18 protein-coding genes are annotated in these 21,817 nt (G+C 67.6%); 3 read left to right on the top strand and 15 right to left on the bottom strand.

Annotated elements, in window-relative coordinates; genetic code table 11:
* Positions 1-19 precede the first annotated feature (19 nt).
* From C5F46_RS04645 to C5F46_RS04635, 3 genes are all read right to left on the bottom strand, one after another.
* Complete coding sequence (locus C5F46_RS04645) at positions 20-1,453, bottom strand: NAD(P)(+) transhydrogenase (Re/Si-specific) subunit beta (RefSeq protein WP_107324193.1); 1,434 nt, start codon at positions 1,451-1,453, stop codon at positions 20-22.
* A gap of 15 nt (positions 1,454-1,468) precedes the next feature.
* Entirely contained in the window at positions 1,469-3,040 is a 1,572-nt protein-coding gene (locus tag C5F46_RS04640) for a Re/Si-specific NAD(P)(+) transhydrogenase subunit alpha (protein WP_107324192.1), read from the bottom strand.
* A 136-nt stretch (positions 3,041-3,176) separates the two neighbouring features.
* Entirely contained in the window at positions 3,177-3,659 is a 483-nt protein-coding gene (locus tag C5F46_RS04635; protein ID WP_107324191.1) for a methyltransferase family protein, read from the bottom strand.
* 146 nt (positions 3,660-3,805) lie between these two features.
* Between C5F46_RS04635 and kynU the strand changes: the two genes are divergently transcribed.
* Complete coding sequence (kynU, locus tag C5F46_RS04630; protein ID WP_107324219.1) at positions 3,806-5,002, top strand: kynureninase; 1,197 nt, start codon at positions 3,806-3,808, stop codon at positions 5,000-5,002.
* A gap of 6 nt (positions 5,003-5,008) precedes the next feature.
* Here kynU and recN read toward each other — a convergent pair whose 3' ends face one another.
* The 12 genes from recN to C5F46_RS04570 all read right to left on the bottom strand — a co-directional run bounded on the left by recN (position 5,009) and on the right by C5F46_RS04570 (position 19,472).
* Positions 5,009-6,658 carry a DNA repair protein RecN gene (gene recN, locus C5F46_RS04625; RefSeq protein WP_107324190.1) on the bottom strand — a complete coding sequence of 550 codons (1,650 nt, stop codon included), beginning with the start codon at positions 6,656-6,658 and terminating at the stop codon, positions 5,009-5,011.
* 40 nt (positions 6,659-6,698) lie between these two features.
* Positions 6,699-7,544, bottom strand: coding sequence for an outer membrane protein assembly factor BamD (locus C5F46_RS04620; protein WP_107324218.1), 846 nt, complete (start codon positions 7,542-7,544; stop codon positions 6,699-6,701).
* 114 nt (positions 7,545-7,658) lie between these two features.
* The gene (gene lpxC, locus C5F46_RS04615) at positions 7,659-8,627 is read right to left on the bottom strand and encodes a UDP-3-O-acyl-N-acetylglucosamine deacetylase (protein ID WP_107324189.1); all 969 of its coding nucleotides are present in this window, start codon (positions 8,625-8,627) and stop codon (positions 7,659-7,661) included.
* 264 nt (positions 8,628-8,891) lie between these two features.
* Positions 8,892-10,532 carry a cell division protein FtsZ gene (ftsZ, locus tag C5F46_RS04610; protein WP_107324188.1) on the bottom strand — a complete coding sequence of 547 codons (1,641 nt, stop codon included), beginning with the start codon at positions 10,530-10,532 and terminating at the stop codon, positions 8,892-8,894.
* 190 nt (positions 10,533-10,722) lie between these two features.
* On the bottom strand, positions 10,723-12,057 hold the full coding sequence (ftsA, locus tag C5F46_RS04605; protein WP_107324187.1) for a cell division protein FtsA: 1,335 nt from the start codon (positions 12,055-12,057) through the stop codon (positions 10,723-10,725).
* Between the two features lie 16 nt (positions 12,058-12,073).
* Complete coding sequence (locus C5F46_RS04600) at positions 12,074-13,507, bottom strand: cell division protein FtsQ/DivIB (protein WP_235820082.1); 1,434 nt, start codon at positions 13,505-13,507, stop codon at positions 12,074-12,076.
* Positions 13,495-14,418 (bottom strand): D-alanine--D-alanine ligase, encoded by a 924-nt coding sequence (locus C5F46_RS04595; RefSeq protein WP_107324186.1) that lies wholly within the window; start codon positions 14,416-14,418, stop codon positions 13,495-13,497. The genes C5F46_RS04600 and C5F46_RS04595 overlap by 13 nt, the downstream gene beginning before the upstream one ends.
* Before the next feature lie 45 nt (positions 14,419-14,463).
* Positions 14,464-15,414 carry a UDP-N-acetylmuramate dehydrogenase gene (gene murB, locus C5F46_RS04590; RefSeq protein WP_107324185.1) on the bottom strand — a complete coding sequence of 317 codons (951 nt, stop codon included), beginning with the start codon at positions 15,412-15,414 and terminating at the stop codon, positions 14,464-14,466.
* 52 nt (positions 15,415-15,466) lie between these two features.
* Positions 15,467-15,706 carry a DUF2484 family protein gene (locus C5F46_RS04585; protein ID WP_107324184.1) on the bottom strand — a complete coding sequence of 80 codons (240 nt, stop codon included), beginning with the start codon at positions 15,704-15,706 and terminating at the stop codon, positions 15,467-15,469.
* 81 nt (positions 15,707-15,787) lie between these two features.
* Complete coding sequence (gene murC / locus C5F46_RS04580; protein ID WP_107324183.1) at positions 15,788-17,200, bottom strand: UDP-N-acetylmuramate--L-alanine ligase; 1,413 nt, start codon at positions 17,198-17,200, stop codon at positions 15,788-15,790.
* The gene (locus C5F46_RS04575; protein ID WP_107324182.1) at positions 17,197-18,306 is read right to left on the bottom strand and encodes a UDP-N-acetylglucosamine--N-acetylmuramyl-(pentapeptide) pyrophosphoryl-undecaprenol N-acetylglucosamine transferase; all 1,110 of its coding nucleotides are present in this window, start codon (positions 18,304-18,306) and stop codon (positions 17,197-17,199) included. The genes murC and C5F46_RS04575 overlap by 4 nt, the downstream gene beginning before the upstream one ends.
* Entirely contained in the window at positions 18,306-19,472 is a 1,167-nt protein-coding gene (locus tag C5F46_RS04570) for a peptidoglycan glycosyltransferase FtsW (RefSeq protein ID WP_107324181.1), read from the bottom strand. Before C5F46_RS04570 ends, C5F46_RS04575 begins: the two co-directional genes overlap by 1 nt.
* A gap of 228 nt (positions 19,473-19,700) precedes the next feature.
* Here C5F46_RS04570 and C5F46_RS17045 point away from each other — a divergent pair, with 228 nt between their 5' ends.
* Complete coding sequence (locus C5F46_RS17045) at positions 19,701-20,633, top strand: L-lactate dehydrogenase (RefSeq protein ID WP_107324180.1); 933 nt, start codon at positions 19,701-19,703, stop codon at positions 20,631-20,633.
* The gene (gene chrA, locus C5F46_RS04560) at positions 20,630-21,814 is read left to right on the top strand and encodes a chromate efflux transporter (RefSeq protein ID WP_107324179.1); all 1,185 of its coding nucleotides are present in this window, start codon (positions 20,630-20,632) and stop codon (positions 21,812-21,814) included. Before C5F46_RS17045 ends, chrA begins: the two co-directional genes overlap by 4 nt.
* Positions 21,815-21,817: the final 3 nt, after the last annotated feature.

Raw genomic sequence — 21,817 nt, 5'->3', positions numbered from 1 at the left:
GGTTTGTCAGATGGCCGGATCAGTCGATCATCGGCAACAGGCTGTCGAGCGACTTCTTGGCGTCGCCATAGAACATCCGCGTGTTTTCCTTGTAGAACAGCGGGTTCTCGATGCCCGAATAGCCGGTGCCCTGCCCGCGCTTGGACACGAACACCTGTTTGGCCTTCCACACTTCCAGAACCGGCATCCCGGCGATCGGGCTGTTCGGGTCTTCCTGCGCGGCGGGGTTCACGATGTCGTTCGAGCCGATGACGATGGCCACGTCGGTCGAGGGGAAATCCTCGTTGATCTCGTCCATCTCCAGAACGATGTCATAGGGCACCTTGGCCTCGGCCAAAAGCACGTTCATGTGCCCCGGCAGACGCCCCGCAACCGGGTGGATGGCAAAGCGCACGGTCTTGCCCTTGGCGCGCAGCCGTTTGGTCAGTTCCGAAACCGACTGCTGCGCCTGCGCCACCGCCATGCCGTAGCCCGGAACGATGATGACCGAATCCGCATCGTTCAGCGCCGCGGCCACGCCTTCGGCGTCGATCGCGATCTGTTCGCCCGTCACTTCCATCGCCGGGCCGGTGGTGCCGCCGAAACCGCCCAGGATCACGCTGACAAAGCTGCGGTTCATCGCCTTGCACATGATGTAGCTCAGGATTGCGCCCGAGCTGCCCACCAGCGCGCCCACCACGATCAGCAAGTCATTGCCAAGGCTGAAGCCGATCGCCGCCGCCGCCCAGCCGGAATAGCTGTTCAGCATCGACACCACCACCGGCATGTCGGCGCCGCCGATGCCCATGATCAGGTGATAGCCGATGAACAGCGCGGCCAGCGTCATCACGATCAGCGCCAGCGTGCTGCCCGATTGCAGGTAAACCACCAGCAGCCCGACCGACAACAGCGCCGCACCCGCGTTCAGCACATGCCCGCCGGGCAGCTTTTTCGCCGCCGAGGTCACCTTGCCCGCCAGTTTGCCGAACGCGATGACAGACCCGGTGAAGGTGACAGCCCCGATGAATACGCCCAGGAAGGTCTCGACCCGCAGGATCGACAGCTCGACCGGCGACTTTTCCGCCAAGATCCCGGCGAACCCCATCAACGTGGAACGCAGGTTCTGATCCATCGCGAAAACCCGCGCCAGTTCCGCATGGGTGCTGAAGCCCACGAAAACCGCCGCCAGACCGACAAGGCTGTGCATCGCCGCCACAAGCTGCGGCATTTCGGTCATCTGGACCTTCTTGGCGACGATCCAGCCGATGATGCCACCGCCCAGAATCAGCAGAAGCGACAGCACCCAAAGCCCCTTGCCGGGGCCGGCGAGCGTTGCCGCCACCGCCAGCGCCATGCCGACGATGCCATACCAGACCGCGCGTTTCGCGCTTTCCTGCCCCGAAAGGCCACCCAGCGACAGGATGAACAGAACAGCCGCAACCACATAGGCTGCGGTGGTGAATCCGAATTCCATGTTCCGGCCCTCCCTTTACGACTTCTGGAACATGGCGAGCATGCGACGCGTCACCATGAATCCGCCGAAGATGTTGATACCAGCCATGAACACCGACAGCGCCGCCAGCACCAGAGCCAGGAAGCCGCCCGAGCCGATCTGCATCAGAGCGCCCAGGATGATGATCGAGGAAATCGCGTTGGTGACCGCCATCAACGGCGTGTGCAGGCTGTGGCTGACGTTCCAGATCACCTGGAAGCCCACAAAGACCGACAGCACAAAGACTATGAAATGCTGCATGAAGCTGGCCGGGGCCACCAGCCCCGCCGCCAGCAGCAGCCCCCCGCCGATCACCAGCAGCGCCACCTGATCGCGGGTCTGCTTGCGGAAGGCGGCCTTTTCGGCGGCCTTCTTTTCCTCGGGGGTCAGCTCTTTCGGCTTTTCCTTGGGCTTGGCGGCGGAGATTGCGGCCACCTTGGGCGGCGGCGGCGGGAAGGTGATCGCGCCGTCATGCGTCACGGTGGCGCCGCGGATCACGTCGTCTTCCATGTTGTGCACGATCACGCCGTCTTTTTTCGGCGTGAGGTCGGCCATCATGTGGCGGATGTTGGTCGAATACAGGGTCGAAGCCTGCGCCGCCATCCGGCTGGGGAAGTCGGTATAGCCGATGATGGTCACGCCATTGTCGCTGACCACCTTCTGGTCGGGCACGGTCAGGTCGCAGTTGCCGCCCCGCTCGGCGGCAAGGTCAACCACGACCGAGCCGGGCTTCATGGCTTTTACCATGTCATCCAGCCACAGCTTGGGCGCGTCGCGGCCGGGGATCAACGCCGTGGTGATGACGATGTCCATCTCGGGCGCCAGTTCGCGGAACTTGGCCAGTTGCTTTTCGCGGAACTCGGGGCTTGAAGGCGCGGCATAGCCGCCGGTGGCGGCACCGTCTTGCGCCTCTTCGAACTCCAGATAGACGAAATTCGCGCCCATCGATTCGATCTGTTCGGCCACTTCGGGCCGCACGTCAAAAGCGTAGGTGATGGCGCCCAGCGAGGTCGCGGTGCCGATCGCGGCCAGACCGGCGACACCAGCCCCCACAACCAGAACCTTGGCCGGGGGCACCTTGCCCGCCGCCGTCACCTGCCCGGTGAAGAAACGGCCAAAGTTGTTGCCCGCCTCGATCACCGCGCGATAGCCCGCGATATTGGCCATCGACGACAACGCGTCCATCTTCTGCGCGCGGGAAATCCGCGGCACCATGTCCATCGCCACGACGGTTGCCCCGCGCGCCTTGGCGCGCTCCAGCAATTCGGCGTTCTGGGCGGGCCAGAAGAACGAAATCAGCGTCTGACCCTTGCGCATCAGATCCACCTCGGCAGCGACAGGCGGGCGCACCTTGGCCACCACATCGACCGCGCCGAACAGCGCCGCCGCATCGGGCAGCACCGTGACACCGGCCGCGGCATAGGCCGCATCGGCAAAACCGGCCTTCGCACCGGCGCCGGATTCCACGAAACACTCATGCCCCAGCTTTTGCAGCTGAAGGGCCGAGTCGGGCGTCATGGCAACGCGTGCCTCACCCTCGAAAATCTCCTTCGGAGCCCCGATTTTCACTGTTTCTCCCCCTCGTTGCGGGCCAGCGGCCCGTAGCGACCAGTCATGACCGCAACGTCATAGCAGAGCGCAAGATTGTTTCACAAGCAAAACGCGGCAGTGCAGAAAGGATGCCTGCCTGCTGTGATCGCGCGGCCTAAAGCCAGCGCCGGGTGCGGGCCGCGTAGGCCGCCCATTGATCGCCAAAGGCGGCAGCGATGCGCGCCTCTTCTGGCTTGATGAAGCGATGCGTGATCAGCGCCATGAAGGCCAGCACCAGAGGCAGCGCGATCAGCGCATCGGCCCCAATCAAAATACCTGTCAGAACAAGCACATCACCCACATAAATCGGATTGCGCGACAGCCGGAACGCACCATTTGTGACCAGCGCGCCGGGCGCGCAATGGGGGATGAATGTGGTCTTGCAGGCGATCATCTGCAAGGCGGCCACCCCCATCACCGCCAGCCCCGCCACGACCAGCGCGCCGCCGATTGCCGCCCCGCCCGGCACCGCAATCGGCCACAACCGGCTGACCACCCAGCCCAGCGCGGCAAAAAGCATCATCCAGACAGGCGGCAGGTCGATGAAATGGCGCGTCGTCAGGTCGCGGGTTATGTCGCGGATGTAATCTTTCAGCATGAAGCACCCTGTTGGCCTGATCGCACCCCGCCGTTATCCGGGGTGCATGGACCAAAGGCAAGTCAACTGGCTGCGACGTGGCGGCGCTGGCCTTGCCCTTGGCCCGGCGTGCAGGCAGTCTGCGCCGAAACCAGCCGGAGCCCCCGATGACCACCGATTTTGCCACCACCCGCGCGATGTTCCATCTGCCCGAAGGCGTGATCTATCTTGACGGCAACTCGCTGGGGCCGATGCCCCGCGCCGCGGCCGCCCGCGTCGCGCGCACGATCGAGGCCGAATGGGGCGAGATGCTGATCACCGGCTGGAACAAGGCGGGCTGGATGGACCTGCCCAGCCGGCTGGGCGACCGGATCGCGCGGCTGATCGGGGCCGAACCGGGCCATGTGGTGCTGGGCGACACGTTGTCGATCAAGGTCTATCAGGCGATCGCCTCGGCGCTGGAAATGAACCCCTCCCGCCGGGTGATCCTGTCGGACTCGGGCAACTTCCCCTCCGATCTCTATATGGCCGAGGGGCTGTGCCGCACGCTGGGCGCGGGGTATGAATTGCGCGTGGTCGCACCCGAGGCGGTGGAATCCGCCATCGACGACAGCATCGCGGTGACGATGATCACCGAGGTTGATTATCGCACCGGCCGCCGCCACGACATGGCCCGCCTGACCGCCAAGGCGCATCAGATGGGCGCGCTGACGGTCTGGGATCTGGCGCATTCGGCGGGTGCTGTGCCGGTTGATCTGGCCGGTGCGGGCGCCGATTTCGCAGTGGGCTGCACCTACAAATACCTCAACTCCGGCCCCGGCGGCCCGGCCTTCATCTATGTCGCGCCGCGCCATGCCGAGATTGCGCGGCCCGCGCTGTCGGGCTGGCTGGGCCATGACGCACCCTTTGCATTCGAGCCCAGCTATCGCCCCGCTCGCGGGATCGAGCGGATGCGCGTGGGCACGCCGCCGGTGCTGCAACTGGCCGCGCTGGAGGCCGCGCTGGATATCTGGGACATGGCCGATATGGCCGATGTGCGCGCCCGCTCGCTGGCGCTGAGCGATCAGTTCATCGCAGGCGTCGAGGCCGCCTGCCCCGATCTGGCGCTGGCCACGCCCCGCGACCACGCCGCGCGCGGCAGTCAGGTGTCGTTCCGCCACGCCGAAGGCTATGCGATCATGCAGGCGCTGATCGCCCGTGGTGTGGTGGGCGATTTCCGCGCCCCCGACATCTTGCGCTTTGGCTTTACGCCGCTGTTCATCGGTGCCGACGATGTGGCGCGCGCGGTGGCGATCATCGCCGAGGTGATGGCCGGGCGGCTTTGGGACCGGCCCGAATACCGGCTTCGCGCGCGGGTGACCTGAGCCGCGCTAACCCGTGATCAGTTCCCGCGCAGCGGCGCGCGCGGCCTCGGTCACGCTTTCGCCCGCCAGCATCCGCGCGATTTCATCGACCCGCGCCGCGGGAGCCAGCGCGGTGACGGTCGATGTGGTGGCCCCCGCCTCTTGCCGTTTTTCCACCCGCCAGTGGTGGTCACCGCGCGCCGCAACCTGCGGGCTGTGGGTCACGACCAGAACCTGCGCCGTCTCGGCCAGACGGGCCAGACGGCGGCCGACGGCATCGGCGGTGGCACCGCCCACGCCGCGGTCGATCTCGTCGAAGATCATCACCAGCGCCTCGGCGCCCTGAGAGAGGCAGACCTTAAGCGCCAGCAGAAACCGCGACAATTCCCCGCCCGACGCGATCCGGTTCAGCGCCCCCGCCGGGGCACCGGGGTTGGTGGCGACCAGGAAGGTGACACTGTCCTGCCCCTCGGCGCCGGGTTCGGCGGGGGTAACTTCGGTGGTGAAGATTGCGCGTTCCATCTTCAGCGGCGCCAGTTCCGTGGCCATCGCGGCATCCAGCCGCCCCGCGGCCGCGCGCCGGGCAGCGCCCAGCCGATCTGCCACGGCGCCATAGCGGGCCTGCGCTGCGACGGTGGCGGCGGCCAGCGCGCGCAACTGCCCCTCGCCCCCGTCCAGCGCCGCCAGTCGCGCCCGCAGGCCACTCGCGTGATCGCCCAGATCATCGGGCAAAACCCCATGCTTGCGCGCCAGCGCCCGGATTGCGAACAGCCGTTCTTCCACCGCCTCCAACTCGCGCGGGTCATGCGCAAGGCTGTCCAGCGCGCGGTCTACCCCGTCAGCAGCCTCGCCCAATTCGATCCGCGCGCGATTCAGCGCGGCCATCGGCGCCTCCAGCGCGCCCTCTGCGCGGTCGGCCACACCCTCCAGCCAGCGCGCGGCATCGCGTAGCAGCGCCTCGGCGCCGTCAAGACCCAGTGCCTGCGCCGCGCGCGCCACATCGCCCCGGATCCGCTCGGCGGCCTGCATCTGGCGGCGGCGCGTGTCCAGGTCTGCCTCTTCGCCGGGAAGCGGGTCCAGCCGGTCCAACTCGGCCACGGCATGGCGCAGAAACGCCTCCTCGCCCCGCACGGCCGCCAAGGCCGCCGCCGCCTCGGCCTCGGCCCGGCGGGCCGCCGCAAGCGCACCCCACGCCGCGCGCAGATCGGCCAGCAACGCCTCATGCCCGCCGAACGCATCCAGCAGCGCCCGGTGCCCGCGCGGGTTCAACAAACCACGGTCATCGTGCTGGCCATGCAGTTCCACCAGCGTCTCGGCCAGCGCGCGCAGCACCTCGGCCGAGGCCCGGCGGTCATTGACAAAGGCGGTCTTGCGGCCCTCGGGCGTGACCTGACGGCGCAGGATCAATTCTGCCCCCCCAGGCAGCCCCGCCTCCGCCAGCAGCCGATGCGCGCCATGGTCGGGGGGCAGGTCGAACACCGCCACCACCTCGCCCTGCGCCGCACCCTGACGCACCAGATCGGCGCGGCCGCGCCAGCCCAGCACAAAGCCCAGACAATCCAGCAGGATCGACTTGCCCGCCCCGGTTTCCCCGGTAAGCACATTCAGCCCCGCCCGAAACTCCAGTTCGAGCCGGTCGATCAGCAGCATATCCCGGATTTCGAGGCTTCGAAGCATCACCTGCCCCCGTAGGGTGGGCGATCCGCCCACCGCCGACTTACAGCCATGCGCCTCGGATCACCTGCCGATAGACCTTGCTCAGCCAGTTGTCGCCCTTGGCCTCCGGTGCCAGCCCGCGGCCTTTCAGCAGCGCGAAACTGTCGGCGTAGAACTGCGAGCCCTGGAAGTTGTGGCCCAAAATCGCGCCTGCCGTCTGCGCCTCGTCGGTCAGGCCCAGCGCCAGATAGGATTCGACCAGCCGGTGCAGCGCCTCGGGGGTGTGGGTGGTGGTCTGGAAATCTTCGACCACCACGCGGAAACGGTTGATCGCGGCGGTGTAATGACCCTGCTTCAGATAATACCGCCCGATCTCCATTTCCTTCGCCGCCAGATGGTCGAAGGCCAGATCGAATTTCAGCATCGCCGACCGCGCATATTCGCTTTCGGGATATTCCTCGATCACCGCGCGCAGCGCCTGCAACGCCTGGAATGTCAGGCCCTGATCGCGACCCACCTCGTCGATCTGGTCATAGTAGGACAGCGCCAGCAGGTATTTGGCATAGGCCGCGTCTTCGTCACCGGGATAGGTGTCGATGAACCGCTGCGCGGTGCCGCGCGCCTCTTCGTATTGCTTGGCCTTGTGCTGGCTGAAGGCCTGCATGATCAACGCGCGCTTGGCCCATTCCGAATAGGGATAAAGCCGCTCCACCTCGGAAAAATAGCGGATCGCGGTTTCCGGCTTGCGCGGGTTACCCACCTCAAGCTCGTATTCGCCCCGCTTGTAGATTTCCTCGGCGGTGAAACTGTCCAGCGGCGGTTCCTTGGTGCCCCCGCCGCAGGCGGTCAAAGCCGCGACCAGCACGAGGCCGCCGACAAGTTGAGCCGCTGTTTTGCCGCGCGCCATGTCCTGCCCCATCCCGTCTTCGTTGATCTTCCCCTGCCCCGATCAGGGCTGTTTCGCCCGTCCTAGCACAGAAAAATCCGGGGCGCAAAATGCCTTTCGCAGATATCCAAAGGCTTAGGCAAAGGCGCGGCGGGCAGCAACAGGGGCACGCCCCGAGGCGCGCGGCGCGGTGCCGGGGCGCTGCGTCTTGCCCAGCCCGGCACCGGGCAGCGCATGCAGGCCACTGGGTGTCAGGTCTTCCCAGCGCCAGGCGCTGCGGTCAGCAAACAGAGCGCGCAGCAGTCGGTTGGTCAGTGCATGACCCGCGCGGCGCCCCCGGTAGCGGCCCAAAATCGGCGCCCCCGCCAGCGCCAGATCACCCATCGCATCCAGCATCTTGTGGCGCACCGCCTCGTCGGCGTGACGCAGGCCGCCGGGGCTGAGCACCCGGTCACCTTCGACCACCACGGCGTTTTCATAGCTGCCGCCCAGCGCCAGCCCGTTGGCGCGCATCGCCTCGACATCGGATTGACGGCAGAAAGTGCGGCTGTCCATCAACTCGCGTACAAAGGCGCCGTTGGCCATGTTCAGCGTCTTCTTCTGCTGGCCGATGGCCCGGTCGTCAAAGTCGATGGCAAAGTCGATTTCGAAACTGTCCGCGGGTTCCAGACGCGCCACCGCGGCGCCGTCCTGCACCTCGACCGGGGCCAGAATGCGGATCGCGCGCAGCGGCGCCGACATCTCGCGCAGGCCGCTGGCCAGAATCCCCTCGACAAAAGGTGCGGACGAGCCGTCAAGGATCGGCACTTCGGGGCCGTCGATCTCGATCAGGGCGTTGTGCACCCCCGCACCCGCCAGCGCAGCCATCACATGTTCGATGGTCGATACGCTGACGCGATCGGCGTTCTCGATCAACGTGCACAGCCGCGACGGCACCACCACATCCCAGCGGGCCGCGATATCGGGGGATACGCCCGTCACATCGGTGCGGCGAAACCGGATGCCGGTGCCCGCGGCGGCGGGGTGAATGGTCAGCCGCACCGGAGCGCCCGAATGCAAGCCCACGCCCTCAAAGCTGGTCGATGATGCGATTGTCGTCTGCACTGCCCGTCTCCTCATGGCCTTGCCGTCCTTGCTGGCGGCGGCTGTGGCGGCAAAGGCCCAAAGGCACTTTGTCGCAGCATCAGCTAAGCAAAGCTGCCACGGTTAACAATTCACAGATTGTAACGGGTTGAAACAATCCTGCCGCAGCGCGGCGCAATCCCGCCGAACAGGCATCAACGCATTGATTATAAAATCAAAAGAGCCGGGACAAACCGGCTCTTTCGCAAGACTTGTGAACGCTTTGTTACACTGCGTTCGCTGCGATCAGTTGGCCTGACGGCGCAGGAAGGCCGGAATTTCGATCCGGTCCTGTTCGGGGTCTGCCTCGGGTTCGTCATCATAGGCCGCTGCCAGCGACTGATTGCGCGCCACCGGCGCGGGCCGGTCAAGCGGGCGGTCGGGCTGCGCCTGATCGGCATGGCCGGTCATGCGGTTGATCAGCGAGTTGATCCCGAAGCGCGGCTTTTCGGCGCCGCGGGCAGCGCCGATGCCGCCCAGAGGCTGGCCTGCGGGCCGGGTTGCCGACATCGGCTGCGCTGCGGCACGGGGCTGCTGGGCAGAGGGAACCTTGGCCGCCGCCGCTTGCAGACGGGCCATCGTTTCGGGCGCGGGCGCGCCTGCCGCGCGCGGACGGGGCGCCACAAAGGCCCCTGCGTCGTCATCGGCATAAAGATCGCGCTGCGCCTGCGGCGCGGCCGGTTGCGGCCGATAGGCGGGCGGGGGCAGATCGCCCTCGCCCTCGAACCGGGCCGCCGGGGCGGCGGGTTCAGCGGGCTGGTCGAACAGACCGCGCTCTTCGGCGCGTGCGGGCTGCTGCTGATAAGTCATGTCCTGCACGGGGGGCTGCGCCGCTGCGGGTTGGGCCTGCGGTGCGGCATGGGGCTGGTGCAGCGGCTCGGCCAGACGGCGGCGGGCCACCGGCACCTCCGCCTGTGCGGGCGCGGCGTCGATCCCGGTCGCCACGACCGACACGCGCATCTGCCCTTCCATCGACGGATCGAGGGTAGAACCGACGATGATATTGGCCTCGGGGTCCACTTCTTCGCGGATGCGATTGGCCGCCTCATCCAGTTCGAACAGCGTCAGATCATAGCCGCCGGTGATATTGATCAGCACGCCCTTGGCCCCGCGCAGGCTGATTTCATCCAGCAGCGGGTTGGCGATCGCCTTTTCGGCGGCCTGCACCGCGCGGTCATCGCCCGAGGCTTCGCCGGTGCCCATCATGGCTTTGCCCATTTCGTCCATCACCGCGCGCACGTCGGCAAAGTCGAGGTTGATCAGGCCGGGCCGCACCATCAGGTCGGTCACGCCCTTGACGCCCTGATACAGCACATCATCGGCCATCGCGAAGGCTTCGGTGAAGGTGGTCTTTTCGTTGGCCAGACGGAACAGGTTCTGGTTCGGAATGACGATCAGCGTATCGACGACCTTTTGCAGCGCCTCGATGCCATCATCCGCCTGACGCATCCGTTTGGAGCCTTCGAACTGGAACGGCTTGGTCACCACGCCCACGGTCAACACGCCCAGCTCCCGTGCCGCCTGCGCGATGATCGGGGCCGCCCCGGTGCCGGTGCCGCCCCCCATGCCTGCGGTGATGAAACACATATGCGCGCCCGCCAGATGATCGACGATCTCTTCGATCGTTTCTTCGGCCGCCGCCGCACCGACCGAGGGCCGCGCCCCCGCGCCCAGACCTTCGGTGACCTTCACCCCCATCTGGATGCGCGCGGTTGACCGCGACTGTTGCAGCGCCTGAGCATCGGTGTTCGCCACGACGAACTCGACCCCCTCAAGCTGCTTGTCGATCATGTTGTTGACAGCGTTGCCGCCTGCCCCGCCCACGCCGAAAACCGTGATCCGCGGCTTAAGCTCTTCACGCTCGGACATCATCAGATTCAATGCCATTACCGTTTCCGCCTGTGTTTGTCCGGGCCTGAATGGCCGGTTTCCCCGATATTCCAGTAAATTTACCTGCGAACAGGCGATCCGTCACCTAAAAAACACAGGCCCGCCACAAAATCTGGCGCGCGGATTCAAAGCGTCGGCGGTATCTCGCGCATGGCGCAGCATCTGGTGGAAATCGAAACGCGACCCTTCACCAGTTGTCCTTGAACCAGCGCATCGCGCGTTTCAGCGACCGCGCCGGATAGCGCTCTGCGGGCACCTCGAAATCCCACCATTCGTCTTGCGGATGGGCGGCAAACAGCGCCAGCCCCACCGCGCTGGCGAATGCCGGGCCGGTGGCCGCCTGCGGCAGACCCTGCACCCGCAGCGGGCGCCCCAGCCGCACGTTCTGCCCCAAAATCCTGGCCGCCAGCATGTCAAGACCGGGGATCTGGCTTGCCCCCCCCGTCAGCACGATCTGTTGGCTGGGCAGATGATCAAACCCCGCCGCATCCAGCAGCGCGCGCACATCCTCCAGAATTTCCTCGACCCGCGGACGCATGATCCCGATCAGTTCGGTCCGGCTGATCCGGCGGCGGTCTTTTTCCCAGTCGCCACTGTCGCCGCCGATCTCGATCATCTCGCGGTCGTCCATGCCGGTGGCATGAACCCCACCGTGGATCGTCTTGATGCGCTCGGCCACGGCCATCGGCACCTGCAACCCCTTCGAGATGTCGGCGCTGACATGGTCGCCCCCCATCCGCACCGCATCGGCAAAGATCATGTGCTTCTTGATAAAGATCGAAACCCCGGTGGCCCCGCCGCCCATGTCGATGCAGGCCGCGCCCAGTTCCTGTTCGTCCTCAACGAGGCTCGCGATCCCGGCGACATAGGCTGACGAGGCGATCCCCGCCAGTTCCAGATCGCAGCGGTTGATGCAATAGATCAGGTTCTGCACCGCCGCGGCATCGACGGTCAGCAGGTGCATATCCACCGCCAGCCGGTTGCCGACATGGCCGCGCGGATCACCCAGCCCGGTGCGGTGATCCAGCGCGAAATTCACCGGCTGGGCGTGCAGCACCTCGCGGCCCGGCCCGAAATCGGGCAGGTCGCAGGCCGCCAGAACGCGCGCCACGTCCTGTTCGGACACTTGCCCCCCGGCCAGTTCAATCTCGCCCGCCAGCCCATAGCTGCGCGGCCCGGCGCCCGCGAAACAGGCGATCACATGGTCAACCCGGACATTGGCCATTTTCTGTGCCGCCTGCACCGCGGTGCGGATCGCACGTTCGGTCTCGGCCATCGCGTCAACCTCGCCAAAGCGCACACCGCGCGCCCGCGTCGTGGCCGCACCAATCACACGGAACGCCGACTGCCCCGCCATCGGGCCCACGCCGTCGGCTTCGCACAACCGCTCGGGTCCGTCAAAGCGCAGCACAAGACAGCCGATCTTCGAGGTGCCTACATCCAGAATGGCCACCACCCCGCGCTGCATCGCAGCCTGACGCATGGCTCGCATCGCGCGTTGCGACTGGTAAAAATCGGTCATCGCTGCACCTGCACGTTCATTGAACCACCCTCGTTTCCCGGATCTTGATCTGCCGGTATTGTTCCAACGCCGCCGCGCCAAGGCGCAGGGTCGGCCGGTCTTCGTTGCGCATGTCGAGATGCGTGAAATCGCGGGCGAGAATTTCTTCGGCCCGATCCAGCGCCACCACGCGTTGCAGCGCCGCCACTGCCCCCGTCTCGGGCAGCAGGATACGCTGGCCCCGATCCAGCACCATGTCCCAGCGCCGCTCGCCCACCCGCACCAGACCGCGTGTGCGTGCCAGCATCGGTTCGGCTGCCGCCAGCAGCGCCAGCGCCTCGGGCACCGCCCTGTCGGCGCCCGCCCCCGCGATCAGTGGCAGGTCGGCGCGCCCCTCGCGCGCAACCAGCGTGGCAACGCGGTGGCCGGTCGCATCCAGCATCTCGATGCCGGCCGCGCGGCGCCACAGCACCGCGGGTACACGTTCGGTGACCGCCACCTCCAACTGCCCCGCGCGGATCACCAGATCGACCCCTGCCACCGCATCCAGCCGCAGGATCATGTCGCGCAGCCCGTCGAGATCCAGCGCGAAGGACGACGCGGGCAGCTTGACCGGCATCATCGACCGGATCGCGGCATCGACCGGCGCACTCGCCCCTTCGATCCGCAGCAGGCTGACCCGGAATTCGGGGCGGTTCTGAAAATCATCCCGTAGCGTTTCATATTGCGCAACAATCGCAGCGCGGCGGCCCTCGTCGCCCAGCCACAGAGCCAGCGCCGCCACAACCGCCAGAACCGGCAGTCCCACATGCGCCAGACCGCGCACCGCAGGCGTCAGCCACAGCCGGTGCAGCCGATAGGCCAACCGCGAGGGGGCCGGATCACGCCGCACCGCGCGCACTGCCGGGGCACGCCGCGCAAACCACCGGCGCCGTGCGGCGGCAGCGGGCGGCGTCGGGGCCGGATCGGGCCGCGCAACCGACACCGCGTCAAAATCGGACATTATGGCCCCGAACCGCTCGAACAAGGCCGCTTCGGTCTGGTCGGGGTCGAAATCGACCTTGGCAGCATCCGCGGCGGCATGGTCGGCGGTCTCGCCAAAGATCCAACGCTCGGCATCCTCGGCGACCGAAAAGCCGGGCGCATCGGCGCCGTCGGCATCCCAGTGCCAGACCGGCTCTGGCTGCGGCACCGCCCGGCGCGGCTCATGCTGCACCACGGGTTCCGGCCCCACATCGGGCGCCACCTGCACAAAAGATTCGGCCCGCAGCACAGGCACCGCCCGAACGACAGGCTCGGCCCGCGGCACCGGCTCGGGGCGCGTGCCAGCCCCAAGGCCCAGCTTCTGCCACAGCCCGGCGCCGTGCCCGGCTGTCTCTGCGGCCTTCAGCGTGATCTGCGCGGCGGCGTGGCGCGGCTCGGCGCGCAGCACCGGGCGGCGGGCGCCACCCTCGGGCGTCATCGGCTGCATGAGGCATCCTCCACAATCCAGCGGCACAGATCGGGAAATGCAATGCCCGCGTGGGCGGCCTGCTCGGGCGAGAGCGAGGTGGGCGTCATCCCCGGCTGGGTGTTGGTTTCCAGCCAGATCAGCCCGTCGGCCCCCCGCGCCTCATCCCATCGGAAATCGCTGCGCGACAGGCCCCGGCACCCCAGCGCGCGATGCGCCGTGGCCGCATGGGCCAGACAGGCGGCGGTGATATCTGCGGGCAGATCCGCAGGCAGCACATGGCGCGACCCGCCGGGGGCATATTTCGCGGTGTAGTCATACCACCCTGCCGTGACGATCTCGGTCACGCACAGCGCACGGTCGCCCAGCACCGAAACCGTCAGTTCGCGCCCCGGCACATAGGTTTCGACCAGAACCGTCTCGGGCATGTCGTCGGACAGTTGCGGCGGCGAATTGGCCGCCTCGCGCACGATATAAACGCCGACCGAAGACCCTTCGTTATTGGGTTTCACCACATATGGGGCAGGCAGCACATGGCGGGCCATCACCTCGGCCCTTTGGGCCAGAACACCCGCCGCCACCGGCACACCATAGGCGGCAACCGCCGCCTTGGCGCGCATCTTGTCCATCGCCAGTGCCGAAGCCAGAACGCCGGAATGGGTATAGGGCAGGCGCAACCATTCCAGCAGGCCCTGCACACAGCCATCCTCGCCCCACCGGCCATGCAGCGCGTTAAAGACCACATCGGGGCCAATATCGAACAGACGTTCGCACAGGTCGGGGCCTGCATCGACCTCGACCACCTGATACCCCGCCGCCCGCAGCGCCGCGGCGCATTCGCGCCCCGATGACAAAGACACCTCCCGCTCGGCGGAAGGGCCACCCATCAATACCGCCACAAGGGGGGTTGCCCTGCTCGACACACCCGCCACGCCTGCCTCTCCCGGGGTTTGCCCCCGTGGACTGTTCTTGTCTGACTATTCGCCTGTTCCTGCCGCCGGTTCACCGACGCGCATGATTTCCCACTCTAACGAAATTCCGCTGTGCTGCAAAACCTTTTTGCGCACCGATTCGCCCAAAGCCTCCAGATCGGCAGCGGTGGCGGTGCCGGTGTTGATCAGAAAATTCGGATGCTTGGGCGACATCTGCGCGCCGCCCAGCGTGGCCCCCCGCAGCCCCGCCGCGTCGATCACCGCCCAGGCCTTCAACTCGTGGCTGTCATCCGCGCGTCCCGTCGAGGACGCCCCCGAGGGGTTGCGGAAGGTGGAGCCGGCGCTGCGGTCTTTGGTGGGCTGGCTGGCATCGCGCCGGGCGATCTGATCGGCCATCCGCGCGGCTAGTGCGGCCGGATCGCCCGCCTGCGCCTCGAACGTGGCTGAAATCAGCACCCAGCCCTCGGGCAAGTCGCTGTGACGATAGCCAAATTTCAGATCGGCAGGGGTCAGCACCACGCGACGACCCTCCCGTGTGACCACCTCGGCCTGCACCAGATGGTCAGCCACATAGGCGCCATAGCAGCCCGCATTCATCCGCACGGCGCCACCAATACTGCCCGGAATGGTGCGCAGGAAGGTCAGGTCCAGCCCCGCCTCGGCCGCGCGCCGCGCCACATGCGCATCCAGCGCCGCCGCCCCCGCGATGACCCGGTTGCCCACAACCTCGATCGCGTTGAAGCCCCGCCCCAGCCGGATCACCACCGCCCGGATGCCGCCATCGCGCACGATCAGGTTTGACCCCACACCCACCGGAAACACCGGCACCGCAGGGTCGAGCGCCGCCAGAAAGGCGCACAGATCGTCAGTATCCGCAGGTTGGAACACCCAGTCAGCAGGCCCGCCCACCCGCAACCATGTCAGATCGGCCATCGGCCGGTCCGGCGTCAGCGCGCCGCGAGGGGTATAGCCAGACAGGGGAAGCCGATGGGTCATGACGCGGGGATAATCTGCACAGGGGGCGTGAGGCAAGGGGATCGGCGGCGGGTCAACCCTTTCCGCGCAGGCGACGGATCAGGTAGATCACCGGCCAGCGCAGCACCGACATGCCCGCGATCATCACCACCAGCCCGACCCAGGGGCCGTGATCATAGGTGACCCAACCCAGCACCGGCACCCCCACCACCACCAGACCATAGGCAGCGGGCCAGTGGATGCGGGCGGGGGCCAGCGCAATCAGGCTGGCGGCCAGCGCCCAGCAGCAGGCAGAAATCAGCGATGCGGTCATCTGCTCCTCCTGCGGCGGGCACCGGCGGCGGACACGCCTGCGGCGCGCTCTGTCCGGGGTCTGGCCCCCATCCCCATCGGCTCAGGCCCCCAGCGCCGCAGGCAGGCCGTTGGCCCAGGTCGAAATCGTGCCCGCGCCAAGGCAGACCACGATATCGCCCGGCCGGGCCTGCTCGCGCACCAGACGCGCCAGATCGGCCTCGTCCAGAATGGCGCGGGCGTGGCGATGGCCATGCGCGATCAGCCCCGCCACCAGATCGTCGCGGCTGGCGCCGGGGATCGGGTCTTCGCCGGCCGAATAAACCTCGGCAATCGCCACCACATCAGCCTCGTTGAAGCAGGTGCAGAAATCGTCAAACAGCGAATGCAGGCGGGTATAACGGTGCGGCTGATGCACCGCGATCACCCGCGCGCCCGCATGCCCCGCCACCGCCTGCCGCGCCGCTTTCAGCACCGCGGCAATTTCCACCGGATGGTGACCATAGTCGTCGATGATGGTGACGCCGTTGACCGTGCCGACCTTGGTAAAGCGGCGGTTCACGCCGCCGAACTCGGCCAGCGCCTCGCGGATTTCGTCTTTCTTCATGCCCAGATGCCGCGCCACCGCCACGGCGGCCAGCGCGTTCGAGACATTGTGATCGCCCGGCATCGGCAGCGTGCAGCCCGCGATCACCGCGCCCTGCCCCTCGCCCTGAAGTGCCACGTCGAAATGCGCAACGCCCGCCTCGTAGCGCAGGTTCAGCGCGCGCACATCGGCCTGCGCGTTGAAGCCGAAGGTAACCACGCGGCGGTCGCTGAGACGGCCCACCAGCGCCTGCACCTCGGGGTGATCGGTGCAGCAGACCGCAAGGCCATAGAACGGGATGTTCGACACGAAATCGTAAAAGCCCCTGCGCAGCGCGTCAAAGCTGCCCCAGTGCTCCATATGCTCGGGGTCGATGTTGGTCACGATGGCAATGGTCGCAGGCAGCCGGTTGAAGCTGCCGTCGCTTTCATCGGCCTCGACCACCATCCATTCACCCGCGCCCGCCCGCGCGTTCGAGCCGTAGGCATGGATCACGCCGCCGTTGATCACGGTCGGGTCAAACCCGCCCTTGTCCAGCAGCGTTGCCACCATCGTGGTGGTCGTCGTCTTGCCATGCGTTCCGGCAATCGCGATGTTTGATCGCAGGCGCATCAGTTCGGCCAGCATCTCGGCCCGGCGCACCACCGGCAGGCCGCGCCGCCGCGCCTCTTCCAGTTCCGGGTTGCCCGGCTTGATCGCGGACGAGATCACGACCACGGCCGCCTCGCCGATGTTGGAGACTGACTGCCCCTCGAACACGGTGGCACCCAGATCTTCCAGCCGCTTGGTGATCTTTGATGCCTTCGCATCAGACCCCTGCACCCGGAACCCCTGCGTCATCAGCACCTCGGCAATGCCCGACATGCCGATGCCGCCAATGCCCACGAAATGGATCGGGCCCAGTTCGCCGGGCAGTTTGGTGGCGTTCATTGCGCCTCCTTCAGGGATAGGGTTTCGATCAGGCCGACCAGCCGCTCGGTGGCGTCGGGGATGCCATAGGCCAGCGCGGAACGCGCCATTTGCAGGGCCGCGGCGGGATTGTCCAGCACCAGCGCCACCTGTTCGGCCAGCGCCGCCGCGTCAAGCCGGGACTCGGGGATCAGGATTGCGCCCCCTGCGGCCACCAGCCCGCGGGCATTCGCGGTCTGATGATCGCCGGTGGCAGCAGCATAGGGCACAAGGATCGCAGGTCGCCCGATCACGCTGATATCGGCCACCGAACTGGCGCCCGCGCGGGAAATCACCAACTGGCATTCCGACAGCCGGCGGGCGATATCGGGAAAGAACGGCGCCACCTCGGCGTCGATGCCGGCGGCGGCATAGGCGGCGCTGGCGCGGGTGGCATCCTCGGCGCGGGCCTGATGGGCCACGCGCAGGTTGGCGCGCAGCGTCGCGGGCAGGCGGGCCAGCGCCGCGGGCACCACATCCGACAGGATGCGCGCGCCCTGACTGCCACCGATCACCAGCAGGCTCATGGGGTAATCACCGGGCGGAATATAGGGGGCGCCCGCGCGTTCCAGCACAGCGGCGCGCACCGGGTTGCCGGTATGCACCGCCGCGACACCGCCGGGCAGGTCGGTGGGCCAGGTGCCGCAGGCAAAGGCCTGCACACGGCCCGCAAAGACGCGGTTCACCCGGCCAAGCACGCCGTTCTGTTCATGGACCGCGCGCGGAATGCGCAGCATCAGCGCCGCAGCCAGCGCCGGAATGGTGGGATAGCCGCCAAAGCCCGCCACCACCGCGGGTCGGTCACGCAGCCCGCCCCACAGCGCCGCCAGCACGCCCTGCGCGATGCGGAACGGCACCGCAAGCCGGGCCAGCGCCCCGCCCCGCGCTGGCGTGGACGAGGCGACCTGCACCACCTGCACCACATGCGGAAAGCCGCCCGCATAGCGCGCACCGCGCGCATCGGTAGACAGTTTCACGCGCCAGCCGCGGCGCACCATCGCCTCGGCCAGCGCCTGCGCGGGGAACATGTGCCCCCCGGTGCCGCCTGCGGCGATCAACAACAGCGGTGACTTGGCCCGATCTGCCATCACCGCCCCCGCCGCGCCAGAATATCTCCGATCTGCCCCTGCGGGCGGGCGCGCGTCAGCGCCAGAAGCATCCCCAGCGCAATTCCCGACGCGATCACCGACGAGCCGCCATAGCTGACAAAAGGCAGCGTCATGCCCTTGGCGGGCAACAGCCGCACCGCCACGCCCATGTTGATCAGCGCCTGCACACCAAAGGCGCAAGCCAGGCCCGCCCCCGCCAGCCGGGTGAACGGATCACGCTCGCGCAATAACCGCCAAAGCGAGCTGAGCACGACGCTGGCATAAAGCGCGATGATCAGCAGAACCAGCACAAGGCCATATTCCTCGGCAGCCACGGCGATGATGAAATCGGTATGCGCATCGGGCAGCGACCATTTCACCGTGCCCTCACCCACGCCCACGCCGAAAAAGCCGCCTTCCTGAATCGCGTTGGTGGCATAGCCGATCTGCGTGCGCGGGTCGATTTCGGGGCTGAGAAAGCCGTTGATCCGGCGCGCGAAATGCTCGGATGCGTTATAGGCAAACAGCCCCCCCGCCACCGTCAGCCCCGCCAGCAGCGTCAGCAACAGGAACGGCGCACCCGCCACGAAATACATCACGCCCCAGGAAAACAGCACCAGGCTCGCCTGCCCGAAGTCAGGCTGCAACGCCAGCAGCAGCACGACGACAACCGCCAGAACGAAGGAATAAAACCGGCCCGGCGGGCCGCCCAGATCCTGCGCCGCCGCCATCAGCCAGGCCGCGATCACGACAAAACAAGGTTTCAGAAACTCTGACGGCTGCACCGAGGCGAAACCGAAGCTGAACCAGCGCACCGCACCCTTGCCGAAATCGGTGCCAAACACCGGCAGCAGCATCAGCGCCACAAAGGCCCCGACAAAGCCCAGCACTCCCAGCCGCCGCACCTGAACCGGCGACAGCATCGACACCAGCACCATCACCGCCAGCGCAACCGTGCCGAACACCGCCTGCCGCGTGACGTAATAGAACGGATCAAGCCCGTTCTTTTCAGCCAGCGGCACCGAGGCGGCAAGCCCCAGCAGCAGCCCCACCGCAAACAGCAACAACACACTGGACAAGGCCCAGCGGTCAACCGTCCGCCACCAACGGGGAAGAATAGGCTCACCGGCCCGCACGGGCACGGTGCCAAAGACCATTTCAGTCATGGAATACCGCCGTCACTGCTCTATTGTGCCCGTTTGCCGGGTCTGACGCGAAGTGTAGCGAAGAACGGCTCAGGTTTCCAGCGGAAGATGCGCGCACCGGGCCGTGAAACACTTGGCCTGGGGCCTGACCTGCGCGGTCGCGGCGCCCTGTCATCATAGCTTGACTGGACCGCGGCCACGCCGCGTGCCAGCATCGCGGCCGGATGCGATGAACCGGGACAATGGTCGATGAAGGTGGGAATCGTGGGGGCGGGCATGGTCGGCTCGGCGGCAGGCTCGGCGCTGGCGCTGCGCGGGGTGGCCAGCCAGATCGTGCTGGTGGATCGCAACGCGGCGCTGGCTGTGGCGCAGGCCGAAGATATCGCTCATGGCGTGCCCTTCGGCCCCGCCGTCAGCGTCTGCGCGGGCGACTATGCCGATCTGGAGGGCGCGGGGGTGGTGATCATCGCCGCCGGGGTGGCCCAAAAGCCGGGCGAAAGCCGCCTGTCGCTGTTGTCGCGCAACGTCGCGGTCTTTGCCGATGTGGTGGCCGCGGTGCGCACGGCCGCGCCTGATGCCATTCTGCTGGTGGCCTCGAACCCGGTCGATGTGATGACCGAGGTCGCCACCCGGCTGTCGGGCCTGCCGTCGGCGCGGGTGATCGGTTCGGGCACCATTCTTGATACGGCGCGGTTCCGTTCGTTGCTGGGCCGCCATCTGGGCATCGCGCCGCAATCCATCCACGCCTATGTGATGGGCGAACATGGCGATAGCGAGGTTCTGGCCTGGTCGGCGGCGCGGGCAGGTTCGGTGTCGATTGCAGCCTTCGCGGCGCAGGTCGGCGCCGCGATCACCGACGATGTACGCGCGCAGATTGATGCCGGTGTGCGCCGCGCCGCCTATCGCATCATCGAGGGCAAGGGCGCCACATGGTATGGCATCGGTGCCGGGCTGGCGCGGATCGTGCAGGTCATCGCGGGCGATCAGCGCGCGGTGCTGTCGGTGTCGATCCGCACCCCCGAGGTGGCGGGGGTGCGCGATGTGACGCTGTCGGTGCCGCGGATCGTGGGCGCCCGCGGGGTCGAGGCCGATCTGTTCCCCGATCTGTCGCCGCCCGAGATGCAGGCGCTTGCCCGCAGCGCCACGATCTTGCAGGAAACCACCGCGGCGTTGGCGCTGTGACCGCTGCCGCGCCGCGCGCGTCGGCGGCGCAGGTGTTTGCCGCCTTTCTTCGGCTGGGGCTGACCGCGTTCGGCGGGCCGGTGGCGCATCTGGGCTATTTCCGAACCGAGTTTGTCACCCGCCGCGGCTGGATCGACGACGCAGGCTTTGCCGGGCTGATGGCGCTAAGCCAGTTCCTGCCCGGCCCCGCCTCCAGTCAGTTGGGTTTTGCGCTGGGCTGGCATCGCGCCGGGCCTTGGGGCGCGGTGGCCGCCTTTGCCGGGTTCACGCTGCCGTCGGCGGCGCTGATGCTGGCGCTGGCACTGGGCGCGCCGCATCTGGGGCCGGGGGCAACAGCGGCGCTGGCGGGACTGAAGATCGTGGCAGTTGCGGTGGTGGCACAGGCCGTTCTGGGCATGGCGCGCAGCCTTGCGCCCGACCGGGCGCGCGCAGGCATCGCGCTGCTGGCGGGGGCCGCAGTTCTGGCTGCAGGGGCCGCGGGCGCGGGTGCGCTGGCACAGGTGGCGGTGATCGCCGCGGCGGGCTGGGTGGGCGCACTGGCCCTGCCCGCCCGCACCGGGCCGCAGAGCACCCTGCCGCATGGTCCGACACGCCGCTCCGGGCTTTGGGCGCTGGCGACGCTTGGGGCGCTGCTGGTGGCGCTGCCTGCGCTTGCGCCCCTGGCGCCGCTTTTGGCGCTGACCGATGCGGTGGCGCGGGCGGGGGCGCTGGTTTTTGGCGGCGGCCATGTCGTGCTGCCGCTGCTGGAGGCGGGCGTGGTGGCCCCAGGTTGGGTTTCGGCGCCCGAGTTCCTGGCAGGCTACGGCGCGGCCCAGGCCCTGCCGGGCCCGCTGTTTGCGTTCGCGGCCTATCTGGGCGCGCTGGCGGCGGGGCCTGTGGGCGCACTGCTGGCGCTGGCGGCGATCTTTTTGCCGGGATTTCTGATCCTGATCGGGGTCTGGCCATTCTGGGCGCAGCTTGGCCTGCGACCGCGGGCGCGCGCGGCGGTGGCCGGGGCCAATGCTGCGGTGGCGGGGGTGCTGGGCGCGGCACTGGTGAACCCGGTCATCCCCGCCGCACTCCACGGGCCGGGCGATGCGGTGCTGGCGCTTGGCCTGTTCGCCGGGCTGGTCTGGGGCCGCCTGCCGCCACTGGCCGCCGTGGCGATTGGTGCGGGTGCCGGTCTGCTGCGTGGGCTCTGACGC

This window comes from Phaeovulum veldkampii DSM 11550, from assembly GCF_003034995.1.
Lineage (GTDB): Bacteria > Pseudomonadota > Alphaproteobacteria > Rhodobacterales > Rhodobacteraceae > Phaeovulum > Phaeovulum veldkampii.
The sequence above is the reverse complement of the archived record's forward strand: the minus strand, read 5'-3'. Positions and strand labels throughout refer to the sequence as shown.

Excerpts from the sequence above, each read along its gene's own strand:
- ftsA (WP_107324187.1), bottom strand. The coding sequence starts at position 12,057 with ATGACCGATTTTTACCAGTCGCAACGCGCGATGCGAGCCATGCGTCAG.
- C5F46_RS04635 (WP_107324191.1), bottom strand. The coding sequence starts at position 3,659 with ATGCTGAAAGATTACATCCGCGACATAACCCGCGACCTGACGACGCGC.
- C5F46_RS04620 (WP_107324218.1), bottom strand. The coding sequence starts at position 7,544 with ATGGCGCGCGGCAAAACAGCGGCTCAACTTGTCGGCGGCCTCGTGCTG.
- kynU (WP_107324219.1), top strand. The coding sequence starts at position 3,806 with ATGACCACCGATTTTGCCACCACCCGCGCGATGTTCCATCTGCCCGAA.
- C5F46_RS04570 (WP_107324181.1), bottom strand. The coding sequence starts at position 19,472 with ATGACTGAAATGGTCTTTGGCACCGTGCCCGTGCGGGCCGGTGAGCCT.
- C5F46_RS04585 (WP_107324184.1), bottom strand. The coding sequence starts at position 15,706 with ATGACCGCATCGCTGATTTCTGCCTGCTGCTGGGCGCTGGCCGCCAGC.
- C5F46_RS04645 (WP_107324193.1), bottom strand. The coding sequence starts at position 1,453 with ATGGAATTCGGATTCACCACCGCAGCCTATGTGGTTGCGGCTGTTCTG.
- murB (WP_107324185.1), bottom strand. The coding sequence starts at position 15,414 with ATGACCCATCGGCTTCCCCTGTCTGGCTATACCCCTCGCGGCGCGCTG.
- C5F46_RS04600 (WP_235820082.1), bottom strand. The coding sequence starts at position 13,507 with ATGCAGCCGATGACGCCCGAGGGTGGCGCCCGCCGCCCGGTGCTGCGC.
- C5F46_RS17045 (WP_107324180.1), top strand. The coding sequence starts at position 19,701 with ATGAAGGTGGGAATCGTGGGGGCGGGCATGGTCGGCTCGGCGGCAGGC.
- murC (WP_107324183.1), bottom strand. The coding sequence starts at position 17,200 with ATGAACGCCACCAAACTGCCCGGCGAACTGGGCCCGATCCATTTCGTG.
- C5F46_RS04575 (WP_107324182.1), bottom strand. The coding sequence starts at position 18,306 with ATGGCAGATCGGGCCAAGTCACCGCTGTTGTTGATCGCCGCAGGCGGC.
- ftsZ (WP_107324188.1), bottom strand. The coding sequence starts at position 10,532 with ATGGCATTGAATCTGATGATGTCCGAGCGTGAAGAGCTTAAGCCGCGG.
- recN (WP_107324190.1), bottom strand. The coding sequence starts at position 6,658 with ATGCTTCGAAGCCTCGAAATCCGGGATATGCTGCTGATCGACCGGCTC.